Source organism: Providencia sp. PROV048, assembly GCF_033688165.1.
Classification (GTDB): domain Bacteria; phylum Pseudomonadota; class Gammaproteobacteria; order Enterobacterales; family Enterobacteriaceae; genus Providencia; species Providencia hangzhouensis.
Map to the genome: position 1 here is coordinate 2309459 of NZ_CP096360.1, position 13503 is coordinate 2322961.

A 13503-nucleotide genomic window follows, 5' to 3' on the forward strand; every position below is an offset into this window, starting at 1 on the left:
ATTATCCTGTACAACCGCCTCTTTTAGAGGCGGTATACGTTTGCCATAACCCACTGAACTGGCAGCCAAATAGGCTATTTCGCCTGATCAAATAGCAAATTAATATTCGAGTTTTTTGCAATTCGCTCCATATAATTCCGAATATTTGTGCTAAACGATAAGTGCTCAACTATGCTCAAACTACGTAAGGTTGGAAAAATAATAAAATCATTAATATCAATGTCTTCACCACGTGTTTCTAACCACGCATCTAATAAAGACAATTGGGGCTCTAATTCAACTAGCAACGTATGAGTTTCTTTTTTAAACTCGTTTAAGTCACCATAAGATTTTGATGTTCTAGCGATATATGCCGCCCTCGCTTCTGCTGTACTAATTTCAGGGAAATCAGTTTGTGTAAAACGTGGTGTCACAAGCTTATATACCACAGCAGAAACCGCTTTAGACCAAGCCTCTACTTCAGGGGTTATGTTTCCTCTTGCATATTTAGGTTCATTAATGCTATCTACATAATGAACAATATCTAAGCTTTCAGGTAAATAACTTCCATCGTCTTTTTGTAAGATAGGTAACATTTTTCGACCTATCATTTTTTTTGGCGTTTCTATGTCATCATCGAATAAAACGATTTGCTCTACTGCTAACTTTTTTAAACCAAAAATCATTCTAGCTCTAACACAAAATGGGCAGTGGTCATAAATATACAATTTCATTGTGGACCTCACTAATTTGGTAATGAAAGTGCCAATAGGTTTTATACAGTATACTTCAGTGCCCATATTTATGCTTTATCACGCTTATGAAATTTTGTTTATCACTAAGTAATATAAGTATATTAGAGTGCACAAAATCCCAATCATAAAATATATAACGTGGCACAATATACTCAACAATGACAACATCTGAGAAAAATATGTCGCTAAATTCTATCGCAATTATCCTTTTTGATAATTTTGAAACCCTTGATGTCATGGGGCCTGTTGAAGTATTTGGTAGCTTAAAAGATTGCCAAATTGTATTTATCTCACCTTCAGGAGAGCCCATGCGCAGTTCTCAGGGAGTTACACTTAATACCTTACCTATTCAGACCCCTTGCTATCAATGTATTTTGATACCTGGAGGGCAAGGTACTCGCTCATTATCGAAAAATGATCAGTATATTCAGTGGGTAAAAAAACAAGCCGAGTTTGCAGAGACTGTCATTTCCGTTTGTACTGGCTCCGCACTTCTTGCTCAAACGTCTCTTTTAAATGGCTTTAAAGCTACGACAAATAAGCTATCTTATCAGTGGGTAACTTCTCTTAATAACCAAGTGTTATGGCAACCGAAAGCTAGATGGTTCATGATAATAAGTTTTATACTTCATCAGGCATTAGTGCAGGTATTGATATGTCATTACAGATTATTTGCGATTTTTATGACCAAAGTATTGCAAGTAATATCGCACTTAAAATGGAATACATATGGAATCAAAATGCTAAACATGATCCATTCTCTAAGTAATCATTTAAGATGATTTAAGGTTGTATTTAATATCAATTAAATTGGTATATGATTAATATTATTGATCTGTACCTTTATTTTTAAAAAACGATTATTTAGATTAAATCAGCCAAAACAAAAAATTAACATTTTAAAACGATTCATTAACTTTACCACTATAACACCAGCGTTATAATAGAAATTATAACTAGCTGATTTTAAATCAAAAATTTAACAAAATTGAGAGGCGGAAATAAGATATTAAAAATTAAATTTAAAGACCTCACCGTGGGGAATAATAAATATAGATATTTTTACTTATGTAATTATAATAACCACATCATAAATGATGTTATTATACTGCAAATGAACAAGTTATAAATAGAGATTTTCATCATAATTATGTTCATAAAAACTTTTAAATTCATTTGTTTTTTAATATACTATCGAGCGTAATTTAAATTAAGTGCATTGAATAATAATCTTTCCTATAAATTGAGGATGTCATATGGAAATTCATACTATAATTGGTATTAAAATAAAAAACCGGAGAAAAGAACTCGGTCTATCAGGCGCTAATTTAGCTGAGAAATTAAATTTAAGCCAACAACAAATATCACGTTATGAAAATGGTATTAACAAAATTCCAATTAATCATTTAGTTGATATCGCTGAAGCATTAAATTGCCCGATTGAATGGTTTTTTCAAGGTTATACAAGCGGACTAAAAATTGAAAAAAATGATGAATTTGAACAATCAAATAAAGAGCGACAGTATACTGCAGAAAGCATAATCGTTGATTTAAAATGATTTTCCTATAATAATTACGTATTATCATTTTGAATGACAGAATAAAGGTTGAGTCTAAATATGAAATCAACCTTTATTATTGAATAAGATATTTTCAATAATTAATCATATGTAATATCAAAGCGCATTTGAGCATAAACCTCTCCCGGTGTAGTTCTATCTTCATATTGAAAATAACGAGCAGTAAGTTCTATATCGATATCTTTAGTATCATTATTATTTAATGATGCTACATGATATGGACGGCCAAAATTGATTGGGCTTTTATCTTTTCGCTGTATAACTTGAACACCAATTCCTTTTGCTGGGCTATATGTGCTTTGGTTTGCTAAAACACCATTGACTTGAGTACCCGTTGCTTTAATTCCGCTAAAAGTCACATCAATATTAGTTTTTCCTGTAAAACTAGTACCACCACTACATTTCAATTTTATTGTAAAATCTTTTTCACCTGCAGGTTGGTCTCGCGCTGTTAATTGAACTCGTTTTATAGGGTCTAACATTACATTTTGATTTTCACCACTTGTCACTTGGCAGGATGGCGAAACGATAGTGATAGCATTTGCATCTAAATAACTAACTAAGATTGGACTGTTATTAGGTTTATATCCATAAGTAGTATAGATACCACTTGCGAGTGTTCCGGTTCCTGTATATTTAGCCGTTTTTATTATACTTAACGTAAAAGTAGAATCATTTAATAACATTGGGGTACTATAATATCCCACATCTATAGGAAAAGTACTTGGGTAAGTCATAGAATGCTGCCGACCCGATGAGCGGTGGAATTTTAAACCAATACCTTCAACATTCGTTTGATACACTTTTCCACCAATATCACGTAGGTCAGGCATCACGACTTCAGCCTCAATATTCACCTTTCCACGGCACCAGAGGTAAGTTTGATTGGTATTCATTGTATAATCTTGCGTTTTAATTACACTACCAACCGGGAGGTTAGGATCAACAACTATTTTTCCTAGCCTCATATCTACTCTATATGCAGGCTGGTTCGTTCTTTCGCAGCTATGCCTATTGACACGTTCTGTCCACCAATTATTTGCAGATACTCCATTTGCGGTAAATAGTAACCCTACCCCAATATACCAAAACCATTGATTTTTTATTGACATAGAACTTCCTTACTATTTCCTGCAGCTAATGAGAATGTACATTGACCTTTATCCCACGTAATAATGGCATTAGTTGCAATTTCACTGCTAATGAACACCATACCACCTTGCCCAACAATACCGATTGACTCACCTTTTTGGTCTGTCACATTAGCGCCAAATGGTAGGGGTTTGTTATTAGGTCTTTTAACGTTATAAACCACATTTTTTTCAATCTTAGTACCAAATTTAACCTTAACAACACTCCCTTCATAAGGAACTATTTGTGATGACATATTTTCAAAAACAATATCTTCAGAACTGCCTTTCGGGTCAATTTCGATTTTATTAGTGCGATAAGCCCTTACATAAGGTGCAATAGCGTAACCATGACTATCAATTGTCGTCCCCATCGCCCCTACCACTGATGCACCTTCTGCGCCTTTCGCCTCAATCAATGCAATTGTGGTTGCATTATTCGGCGTTAGCGTTATTCCACCAGAGTGCAAAACTAATGACCCATTTGCGCCTACACCATATTGGCGATAACCTTCACCTTGGCTGTAATTCGCATTTGTATTGGCTGACGATGTACGGTAACTAGTATTAAGACCGATATTTTTCGCACCACCATTTGCAACTGAGGTATTGATACCGTATGTCCAATTGTTATCACGGTCAAACGTACCACTGGTTCCTATTTGGCTACTTCCGAACTTTTCATTATTAAATGTAGTATTTGACGTTAAGGTAGATACCTGATTTTCTCCCCAATAAAGAGGAATACTCAAGTTCACACCGATCCTGTCATCTTTTTTATCATGACTATTTTGTGTATACACCCTCATAAATGACAAACCATATGAAAGGCGATTGATGCTATTGTTGTAACTTAGTTGATATTGTTTTTCTGTTCCTGACTTATCCCAATAACTTGAAATACGCCCCATGAAATAAATTCCACCATAACCTTCAGGTAAATTTTGGTTAATAGTGTAACTGAAACCATTTTTTTCACGCCCTAATGTATCGACAACGCCACGTTTATCGTTATCAATGGCATAAAGTGCATTATTAATATTGTAATAATCTTTCGTAGAATATCGATATGCTGCTAACACAAGGTTTGTGTCTGTTTCAGTGAATAACTTATTAAATGTAAAACGATAACTTTGCCCATAATCTGTACGATGATTAAATACAATACGAGATTGCGTTACATCAATTGCAACCGCACCAATCCCAGTATTAATACCGCTTCCTAACAAATAAGCTTGGTAATCATCAAAAGCAGTGACCCCACCATAAAGAGTAAATGTATTATTAATCCCATGCTGAAGAGTCGCTTGCATAACAAAAGGACGATTTCTTAAATTTTCAGAATCAGATTTACCACCCGCTATTTGGTAACGCGTAAACCCTGGACGTAATAATTGTGCTAACGAAGAATATGGCACACTAAAATTAGTCTCACTACCATCAGCCTCTTTTACTGTAACATTCAAATCATTACCATAGCCGGATGGATAAACATCATTCAAACTAAATGGCCCAGGAGACACGGTTGTTTGATAAATAATATTGCCATTTTGCCGAATCGTCACCAAGGCATTACTTTGAGCGCTCCCTCGAATTTCGGGCGCATAAGTTGTCATCCCATCTGGATACATATTGTCATCAGTTGTTAGCTTTACACCTCTCAAGCCAAAACTATCAAATAGGTTACCATCCGTATAAAACTGCCCAACCGTCGCTTTTGATTTTAATGCAGCAATGGGTCGCTGAAGATAGGTTTGATTACTGTTCCAGTCCGACCCCGCAGAGCGCTGCCAACTCAAATTTCCTATATGTTTCAGTAGCCAACCATCATAGCTCAAGCCAGCATTAACGCCTAAATAAGCGCTAGAGCTGTCTGAGCCTTGGTTTCCACTGATATGGCTATCATAGTAATTAGCCATATAACCAATATTTAACGCAGGAATTCCTGTTTCCCAAAATTGGGGAGAGACATAACCACGAGAAATTTTTTGTTCATATATTTGCGGTACAGAAATATCTAAACGAAGTGTCGACGTATGAAATATATCTTTAACTTCTTTGTCACTGTTCCACTCATCCAATGGCAGGCAAGTGTCACTATTTGTATCAATTGATGAATTAAATTTTTCAGTATCAATACCTAAGTTTGAAAGTAACTCTGGGGTGTAACAAACCCCTAATTGTTTATTTTTTTGTTCTTCAAAATTAAGTTCGTAACGCCCTTTCCAATCATTATTCGTGTATACATCAACTGAATACTTTCCTGGGCTAATCCCTGTGGCATTAAAGCGATCTAAGTCAACATTGTCTTTACTTCCCATGATAAAGCCACTGTTGAATTCATAGGTTTCCTCTTCCGCTGATGCATAGAATATGGGAACAATCCATGACGTAATAAAGCAGACTACAGAGAGTGTATTGCTATATTTATTGTTTAACTCTCGCTGTTTCATTATATATTGCTATTTTGCAGTTAGAGTCACCGCAACATCTGAACCATAGTCATTAATATTGTTAACAACAACCTTACTACCTGACTTAATTGCCTGCTTTAATTCAACTAATGTCTGATTTTTGGGTTCTATCAAAACAGTCTTATCTGTGAGGCCTACTTTCCCATCGGTGGATATTTTTGTAACCGTAATATAAAAAGGTGTTGGATTTTCAATAACAATATTCTTACCATTTGTTTTGATAACTAACTGTTCAGGTGCTAATTCTCTGCTACCTAGCCCAACAGGTCGGTAAAAGAACTTAAAACGAGAGCGAATTGCTAGTTGTAAAACATTCTGCATTTCTCCATCTTTGCCTTTTACGGTAGGCGGAATATCGAGAATATTAAGCCACCATAAGCTTTCCCTATCTTGAGGAATTTGCCCTTTATCCATCAACTTTATGCGTAAATTTTGACCGCCCTTTGCTTCTACTCGAGAAACAGGAGGGGTAATTTGAAATGGGGTTTTTATCGTATCAGGTGTTTCTGATGCATTACCTGTATCAAGCCAAGCTTGAGCAACCGCTGGACGTTCTGCCGTATTTGAAAGTTGTACTGTGATCTCTTTCTCATCTCCAGGGTAAATAAACCTCGTACCATTAACAATTATATTGTTAGCAAACGAATTAATACTGAAGATAAAGCAACATGCTAATACGATAGCTTTCATTTAAACCTCAAAACATAAAAGCGGCAGTGTTCTACCGCTTATTGCAATAATATCGATTAGTGTTTCACTACAACGTTAATAACACTAATTTAAAACAACCAACTTATTCTTATTGGTAAGTGATTTCGTAAGTTGCGTAGCTTTTTACTTCACCCGCAGTAACTTCTGTTGGCTTGTCAGTGATGTAACCTACGTAATATTGGAAACGCGAACCTTGGTCAATTTTAGTAATAAGCTCGGATGGCTGTTGCTCACCGGCCGCAGTACCTGGAACGATGAATTTTTTCGCATCATCAGCAGATAGAACGAATTGAATGTTTTTTGCACCATTAATATCAGTATTTGCTAAATAACCTGATTTTTCACTACCACTTAATAAATTACCGCCAGTCCACACCACACCAATCGTTTTAGCGTTGCTGCCAACTGAAGTTGCAGAACAGTTAGTCACATCAATTGCAAATGTTTTTGGTTTTAATAATGTACCTTTACCACCTGCTTGAACTTCTTCTAATGAAATTGGTGCTAAGTATACGCTTGCATCGCTACCTTGACCGTCAACAGAAACAGTACAAGAAACATCAGTTACTTTACCGTTAAAGTTAACTTGGCCACCGCCAACTTTATTTGCTGCGTTAGCTGTTGATAAGCCGATGATTGTTGTAGCAACCGCAGTCAGTAGTACTTTCTTCATTTTCATTTCCTAATATGAGATTTTTATTCTTACATTTAAACGAACTTATTAAGCTTTCATTTTGGTAAATAAGGAAAATAGATGTTCTACCGTATATTGAATACAGTTAGTTATTTATGTTTCATTTTTAAACCATTTATTTAATGCAAGTAAATGTCTTTCTTAATTAGTCCTATTTAGAATTTATAATCATATGCTCTATATGATTTCGAAGAGAGGATACATAATAACTTAAGTTTTATCAAATCGTTTTTTCCATCACTTATTTATTTTTTGATAGACACAAACTATCAAAAGAGATCTATTGATTGGGTTGTTTGATATTTAGATTTAACTAACTTACTCGCACTAAGATGAATATTTAGATTTTAATGCATTGAAATTGGTTATTGCATAACATTAAAAACTAACAAAATAAAAATTATAGATTATTAGAAATAACAAAAATCATTATATTTACATTGAATATATAATTTCATTCATACTTTGATACTTTTTGTTGCAGAATGACCATAAAATTCATCAATTACTGAACATCAACTCAAGAGACTAACATTAATTAAATTAATGATTTATTCTTAATAAGAGTATGACATATCTAAAAATGACAAATATTGAATTCCGAATTATTATGCTTGAATATCAAAATAACACAGTAAGAGTGTATATATGTTCTTTTGTATTAACAGTCAGCTTTGGTTGTTATTAAAATTTTAAAATATGCTTTTTAACGAGGTAAATATCTATTTTAATGAAAATTTCAAAATAAATGAAACGGACGAAATAAATCTGATAGAAGAAATAGTGATAAAATCGCAATATAATTCTTTACTCATTCAACTTGATATTGAAGTGAAAACTGAAATATCAAATCATTTAGTCGAACCTATGTTAAAAAAAATTATCATTATTTTTGATATAGAATAAGAAAACATGATTAACTGTACAAACTATAGCCTGTGTTATGTCAATTTTCTCATTTTCTAACCATATGAAAATAAGAGTGTTTTCTTAAAACGAACACTCTATGAAAATGTGATCTATACGGCAAATTTTAACATTAAGAATATTCCTAAATCACTCACTATGAGTGTTAAAGTGTGATCTAAACCAAAAAGCCATCGATAAAAGACGCTTTATCTGCCTATTATTTTTCTATTCACGGACAGTTTAGCGCCGTTTTAGTAAATCAATCGCTCTAATAAGCCTAATTTATTTAGCAATTACATAACATAAGGTAGCTGTTTCTATTTTAGTACCACAAATTATCGATTATGAGACATTAATAGATAAAAATATTTTATATCAATAATTTGCCATAAAAATATGATGACACCCTTACAAAATCCATATAAGGCCATCAAAATATGCCCCCCCCGCATAATGTGTCTACGAAGAATTTCACGTGTACATAAACATAGGTATCTAGTTGATCAGCTGATAAAAGCACATATATTGCAGGTAGTAATATCGGCTAATTTCAAGAAATGATTAAGCTAAAATAGAAAAATTGTTGGATTGGGACTGTTAGATTGGAGCCACAGCAAAAATCTTGCAAAAGATTTTTGCTGTGGTAATCAAGAAGTGAATGATTGATTAGTGTTTTTTCTGACGGTATAGAGCCCATTCTTCAACTTTTTCACCTGATGGTAAAATACAGTAACCTACCTGCCCTTGTGCTGTATCTACAATTTCCAGAGTCCCTCCAATTTGTTCGCAATATACTGATGCTGGATTTGCCATGCCTACAGCCTTAGGCTCTATTTCGGTTTTATTGGAAACACATCCAGAAATGAGCACTAAACTAGCTAATACAAGTACTTTCTTCATAAGAAATATTTTTTAGGTCAGTTTGGAATGTTTGTTTATTATAACGGAATGAAACTAATATAAACTGTTTTTTATTCATAAATAAAACAACATCGCATTTAATGTTCAAAACTTCATCAACAGCAGTCAATAAATTACTTTAGTCTATCAGCATTATTACTTAAAATTTCAACTGTCAACCTGCCATGTTTACCTCTAAGAGTAATTATTGGCATCTTACTTATATCTATCAATATCTGGATTATATCAAATAATACTAGCTAACATTTTATGACTATATATCTATTTGTAAGCCATAAAGCCTATTTTACTTCCGTCTTTTATTGTCAAATAGGACAATTAAAACACCACAAAATGCGACTAACAAACTACCAATAATATAATTCTGTCTATCAAATGCCAGGCCCATATCTTTCACACTTTCCCCATAAACAATAGGAATGCTTACATCCATATTGTAAGAAATAATCGCAGTAACGAGGCCAATCATTGTGAGTACCACACCGAATGTTTTCATTTCCATCCCCCTACATTTGTATTTACTAAAAATAGATTAGCGAAGTATCTTGAGAAAGGCAAAATGAGAGGTCACAAATTACAATATTTTCTTAAATAAAAAATATTGTAATTTAAGCAATAGCGGGAAAATACTGGTTAATGATCAATTATAAAGATAATTTTTTATGCACTTAAAGTTTTAAGTCAGAAAAACTCGTAATTAGATGTAATATGAAGTATTAATTATAAGTATTCTTATTATTAATAGGATAAATAATCACACCCTGTTTTAACATGATGATTATTACTGTCTACTTTTATTCAAAGCACTATAATACATTGATTAAAACGTATAAAACATCATCAATGCAGCTTGGCTAAATTTTTCAAAAAAAGAAATCATCGCAGGCAAAATAGCAATATTTAGAATGGCAACTAAGCCTACTGTTAGTAACGAAATTTCCATAATAATTTATTGTATATTGAGGATTTATTACTATCCCTTACCCATAGGCCTATTCATTATGTGTTCTTCCCAGTCCACCACATCAATTTCTCTGACCGCGATATGGCGAACAGACACGCCTTCATTATGCATTGCCGCTTTAGAGCCGGTTTTTAATGGGTGCCAGGCCGGGAGAGGCTTCCCTTCTAATAACAAACGGTAAGCACAAGTGCTTGGCAGCCATCCAAATGTTTCTAAGTTATAGCGATTAAGTTTTATACAATCCGTTTCATAACTGAAGCGGTCTTCATAATGCTTACACTGGCAAGTTTTTAGATTTAGCTGATTGCAAGCGACATTAGTAAAATAGATTTCATCTGTATCTTCATCCATTAATTTGTGTAAGCAGCATTGCCCGCAACCATCACAAAGAGATTCCCACTCTTCATCCGTCATTTCATCTAAAGTTTTAAATTGCCAGAACTGCGACATAATACTTTTTAATCCTATACTTAAATAACCCGTGTAGTCAGCGAGTGATCATTAATTGATAATTTTAGCATATCACCAGAAGCTAATGGGCCAACACCTTCAGGTGTACCCGTTAAGATGACATCCCCTGCACGTAATGTGAAAAAGCGGGACATATAGCTAATCAGAGGTAAAATTGGCGTGATCATATCACGCGTCGAGCCCTCTTGGCGAACTTCACCATTTATTTCCAGAGAAAGCTGAACATTTTGTAAGTCATTTGGGTTACTAATAGGAATAAAGCCAGAAATTGGACATGAACCATCAAATGATTTGCTTTTTTCCCATGGCTGACCTGCTTTTTTAAATTTAGCCTGCAAATCACGTAAGGTTAAATCCAATGCAACTGCATAACCTGCGATAGAGCGTGATACACGGTCTTCATCCGCATTTTTTAATGGCATACCAATTAAAATTGCCATCTCAATTTCATGATGAACAGAACCAAAGTCTTTTGGAATAACAATTGATTGAGTAATGTCACACAAAGCAGTTTCTGGTTTAATAAAAATAACGGGCTCTTCCGGTGTAGCAGACCCCATTTCTTTTATATGCTTTGCATAATTACTACCAACACAAACAACTTTATTTGCAGGAAAATCAAGTAACGCACCTTGCCAGTCACGATGTTGATACATAATAGTACTCCTATTATCGTTATTTTATTTTATTAGCGATACCATCTGCCATCATGCATACGCTCAATGCAAAATAATATGAGCGGTTCCAATGCATAATGGTACGGAAATTTTCAGTCACTAAAAATGCCCTGCCTTCAGGGTCATCAGGGATAACCACCCACGTTTTTACGTCCGAAGGTAACTGAGCAAATGCAGGTAATGCCACGCCTAGTTCCTGCCATTCACTGACAGATTTCCCTTGTTCCGCTTTTACGCCTTCCAACGTTTTATTAAAATCTGCAGGTAAATTAACTTGGTAACCCCATGGCAATTGTGCTTGCCAACCTTCTGTTGACAAATAATTAGCGATGGATGCAAATACATCAGATTTATTATTCCAGATGTCCATTTTTCCATCACCATCACCGTCCGCTGCGTAGGACAAATAGGAGGTTGGCATAAATTGACTTTGGCCCATAGCACCAGCCCATGAACCTTTAAGTTGTTGATCTTCTGGAATATAGCCTTTATCCATTATCTCAAGCGCAGCTAAAAGTTGTTTGCTAAAAAGCGCTTCTCTTCGCCCCTCAAAAGATAATGTCGCAAGTGCTGAAACCACATCCTCTTTACCCTGTGAACGTCCAAAACCACTTTCTAATCCCCATAACGAAACAATGAACTGAGGTGGAACGCCATATTTATCACTGATAGCATCTAGAATGGATTTGTTTTCTAAATATTTGTCATAGCCCGCATTGATACGTGATTGTGGGAGTACATTTTTTAAATAGCTTGCTAATGTAACCGTCGCCCTTTTCTCTGGTTGGCCTTTATCTGCTTTCACAACACGCTCAATAAAATGAACATTAGCAAAAGCACGTTCAATGGTGTCTGGCTTAATCCCCTGAGTAATAGCATGTTCTTTCAGTAATTCCACATAAGCAGGAAACTGTGACGGCTCACGTTGTTCAATAGGGAATGCTTTGTCTAAAGCAACGACTTCTTGGGCTATAGCCGCATTTTGTTCTACTGTAATCGGTTGAGTAACAACTGATTCGTTCTGCGTTGCAGAACAACTTGTTAAAAACAAACCAGCGACTAATGTATATAATAACGTTGGTTTCATTCGTCTCCTCCAGAGTGTTATTGCTTTTCAGGATTTTCTTAATTTGCTCTAGTTATTCAGTTCTTTGTGTTCTGAAAGCAAATTTTCCACCGGAGGTGGGAATTGTAGGTAATAACCAACCTCTATGAGATCAGATTTAACCTTTGCCAAGTCAGCATTGGCAAGCTTTTCACGCTTATCTAATGAGACGAGCATAGCAAATTGAGGTGTTCCAAATTGGACTAATAATTCCTCAGGAACACGTGAAAAATCATCTTTCTTCTCAATATAAAGATAAGTTTGGTCACGCTTAGGGCTTCTATAAATTGCACAAATCATTATATTTAACTCTTTTTCTTAGTTCATTAGCTTGCTTGAAGTATGCAGTAACTATAACATGCTATTGTTTTACAGAATATCTTCACCCGAGGATTGTTTCGGAAATTTTAATTTGCTGAGTCTGGATAGATGCCACAATCGCCAATAGAACTTAAAGGCAGCAGTTTTACTCTTTCAGTTATTCACTTATACAGTGAAGAGCCTAAACTCATCAAAAAATCGCTGCAAGATAAAGTAAATCAGGCTCCTGATTTCTTTAAAAATGCTCCTGTCGTGATTAACATCGCTGAATTATCCCCAAATGCAGATTTACAGAGTATTCATAAATCTGTTATTTCTGCGGGATTACGTATTGTTGGTATCAGTGGGTGCACTGACCCACAAATGCGACAAAAAGCAAACGATGCGGGTTTACCAATATTAAGCGAAGGTAAAAGCCAAAAACCTGTTGAAATTCAGCCTGACCCCCCGGTTGCTGTAGTTCAAGCTGAACCTTTATATCGTAAAACTCGTATTATCAATGCCCCTGTTCGTTCTGGACAACGTATTTATGCACCAAATAGTGATCTGATCGTCACAAGCAATGTTAGTGCAGGTGCAGAACTATTAGCAGATGGTAATATCCATATTTATGGCGTGATGCGAGGCCGTGCTTTAGCTGGAGCCTCTGGTGATATTGAAAGTCAGATTTATTGTACTCATTTGCAAGCTGAGCTGGTTTCAATTGCAGGTGAATATTGGCTGAGCGATCAAATCCCTGCTGAATTTCTCGCCAAAGCAGCTAAACTTTGTTTAGTTGATAACAAACTTAACATCGAATATTTAAATTAGAC

Annotated in this window: 15 protein-coding genes; 3 read left to right on the forward strand and 12 right to left on the reverse strand. The window is 34.9% G+C overall.

Annotated features, from left to right (window positions below; genetic code table 11):
- Positions 1–74: 74 nt before the first annotated feature.
- The gene (gene grxB / locus M1F26_RS10090; RefSeq protein WP_140172445.1) at positions 75–713 is read right to left on the reverse strand and encodes a glutaredoxin 2; all 639 of its coding nucleotides are present in this window, start codon (positions 711–713) and stop codon (positions 75–77) included.
- A 179-nt stretch (positions 714–892) separates the two neighbouring features.
- Here grxB and M1F26_RS10095 point away from each other — a divergent pair, with 179 nt between their 5' ends.
- Both M1F26_RS10095 and M1F26_RS10100 read left to right on the forward strand, forming a co-directional pair.
- The gene (locus M1F26_RS10095; protein WP_200129128.1) at positions 893–1516 is read left to right on the forward strand and encodes a DJ-1/PfpI family protein; all 624 of its coding nucleotides are present in this window, start codon (positions 893–895) and stop codon (positions 1514–1516) included.
- A gap of 474 nt (positions 1517–1990) precedes the next feature.
- Entirely contained in the window at positions 1991–2293 is a 303-nt protein-coding gene (locus M1F26_RS10100; protein ID WP_227528762.1) for a helix-turn-helix domain-containing protein, read from the forward strand.
- Between the two features lie 101 nt (positions 2294–2394).
- Here M1F26_RS10100 and M1F26_RS10105 read toward each other — a convergent pair whose 3' ends face one another.
- The 11 genes from M1F26_RS10105 to M1F26_RS10155 form a co-directional block, all read right to left on the reverse strand.
- Positions 2395–3426 (reverse strand): fimbrial protein, encoded by a 1032-nt coding sequence (locus M1F26_RS10105; protein ID WP_140172443.1) that lies wholly within the window; start codon positions 3424–3426, stop codon positions 2395–2397.
- Positions 3417–5897 (reverse strand): fimbria/pilus outer membrane usher protein, encoded by a 2481-nt coding sequence (locus M1F26_RS10110; RefSeq protein WP_140172442.1) that lies wholly within the window; start codon positions 5895–5897, stop codon positions 3417–3419. Before M1F26_RS10110 ends, M1F26_RS10105 begins: the two co-directional genes overlap by 10 nt.
- Positions 5898–5906: 9 nt before the next feature.
- Positions 5907–6608, reverse strand: a complete 702-nt coding sequence (locus M1F26_RS10115; RefSeq protein WP_102140365.1) for a molecular chaperone — start codon at positions 6606–6608, stop codon at positions 5907–5909.
- A gap of 109 nt (positions 6609–6717) precedes the next feature.
- On the reverse strand, positions 6718–7302 hold the full coding sequence (locus M1F26_RS10120; RefSeq protein ID WP_125894808.1) for a fimbrial protein: 585 nt from the start codon (positions 7300–7302) through the stop codon (positions 6718–6720).
- Positions 7303–8898: 1596 nt separating this feature from the next.
- Positions 8899–9132: a DUF333 domain-containing protein gene (locus tag M1F26_RS10125; RefSeq protein WP_094963079.1), complete on the reverse strand. Its 234-nt coding sequence runs from the start codon at positions 9130–9132 to the stop codon at positions 8899–8901.
- Positions 9133–9439: 307 nt separating this feature from the next.
- Positions 9440–9649, reverse strand: coding sequence for a hypothetical protein (locus tag M1F26_RS10130; protein WP_036957787.1), 210 nt, complete (start codon positions 9647–9649; stop codon positions 9440–9442).
- 324 nt (positions 9650–9973) lie between these two features.
- Entirely contained in the window at positions 9974–10096 is a 123-nt protein-coding gene (locus M1F26_RS10135; RefSeq protein ID WP_256372542.1) for a hypothetical protein, read from the reverse strand.
- Between the two features lie 30 nt (positions 10097–10126).
- Entirely contained in the window at positions 10127–10567 is a 441-nt protein-coding gene (locus M1F26_RS10140) for a YcgN family cysteine cluster protein (RefSeq protein ID WP_140172441.1), read from the reverse strand.
- Between the two features lie 20 nt (positions 10568–10587).
- Positions 10588–11244, reverse strand: coding sequence for a fumarylacetoacetate hydrolase family protein (locus M1F26_RS10145; RefSeq protein WP_140172440.1), 657 nt, complete (start codon positions 11242–11244; stop codon positions 10588–10590).
- 19 nt (positions 11245–11263) lie between these two features.
- Positions 11264–12352: a lytic transglycosylase domain-containing protein gene (locus tag M1F26_RS10150; RefSeq protein WP_094963082.1), complete on the reverse strand. Its 1089-nt coding sequence runs from the start codon at positions 12350–12352 to the stop codon at positions 11264–11266.
- Between the two features lie 48 nt (positions 12353–12400).
- Entirely contained in the window at positions 12401–12670 is a 270-nt protein-coding gene (locus tag M1F26_RS10155; RefSeq protein WP_140172439.1) for a YcgL domain-containing protein, read from the reverse strand.
- A 129-nt stretch (positions 12671–12799) separates the two neighbouring features.
- Here M1F26_RS10155 and minC point away from each other — a divergent pair, with 129 nt between their 5' ends.
- The gene (gene minC, locus M1F26_RS10160; RefSeq protein ID WP_140172438.1) at positions 12800–13501 is read left to right on the forward strand and encodes a septum site-determining protein MinC; all 702 of its coding nucleotides are present in this window, start codon (positions 12800–12802) and stop codon (positions 13499–13501) included.
- Positions 13502–13503: the final 2 nt, after the last annotated feature.

Coding starts and splice junctions, on each gene's coding strand:
- grxB (WP_140172445.1), bottom strand. CDS start 713: ATGAAATTGTATATTTATGACCACTGCCCATTTTGTGTTAGAGCTAGA.
- M1F26_RS10095 (WP_200129128.1), top strand. CDS start 893: ATGACAACATCTGAGAAAAATATGTCGCTAAATTCTATCGCAATTATC.
- M1F26_RS10100 (WP_227528762.1), top strand. CDS start 1,991: ATGGAAATTCATACTATAATTGGTATTAAAATAAAAAACCGGAGAAAA.
- M1F26_RS10105 (WP_140172443.1), bottom strand. CDS start 3,426: ATGTCAATAAAAAATCAATGGTTTTGGTATATTGGGGTAGGGTTACTA.
- M1F26_RS10110 (WP_140172442.1), bottom strand. CDS start 5,897: ATGAAACAGCGAGAGTTAAACAATAAATATAGCAATACACTCTCTGTA.
- M1F26_RS10115 (WP_102140365.1), bottom strand. CDS start 6,608: ATGAAAGCTATCGTATTAGCATGTTGCTTTATCTTCAGTATTAATTCG.
- M1F26_RS10120 (WP_125894808.1), bottom strand. CDS start 7,302: ATGAAGAAAGTACTACTGACTGCGGTTGCTACAACAATCATCGGCTTA.
- M1F26_RS10125 (WP_094963079.1), bottom strand. CDS start 9,132: ATGAAGAAAGTACTTGTATTAGCTAGTTTAGTGCTCATTTCTGGATGT.
- M1F26_RS10130 (WP_036957787.1), bottom strand. CDS start 9,649: ATGAAAACATTCGGTGTGGTACTCACAATGATTGGCCTCGTTACTGCG.
- M1F26_RS10135 (WP_256372542.1), bottom strand. CDS start 10,096: ATGGAAATTTCGTTACTAACAGTAGGCTTAGTTGCCATTCTAAATATT.
- M1F26_RS10140 (WP_140172441.1), bottom strand. CDS start 10,567: ATGTCGCAGTTCTGGCAATTTAAAACTTTAGATGAAATGACGGATGAA.
- M1F26_RS10145 (WP_140172440.1), bottom strand. CDS start 11,244: ATGTATCAACATCGTGACTGGCAAGGTGCGTTACTTGATTTTCCTGCA.
- M1F26_RS10150 (WP_094963082.1), bottom strand. CDS start 12,352: ATGAAACCAACGTTATTATATACATTAGTCGCTGGTTTGTTTTTAACA.
- M1F26_RS10155 (WP_140172439.1), bottom strand. CDS start 12,670: ATGATTTGTGCAATTTATAGAAGCCCTAAGCGTGACCAAACTTATCTT.
- minC (WP_140172438.1), top strand. CDS start 12,800: ATGCCACAATCGCCAATAGAACTTAAAGGCAGCAGTTTTACTCTTTCA.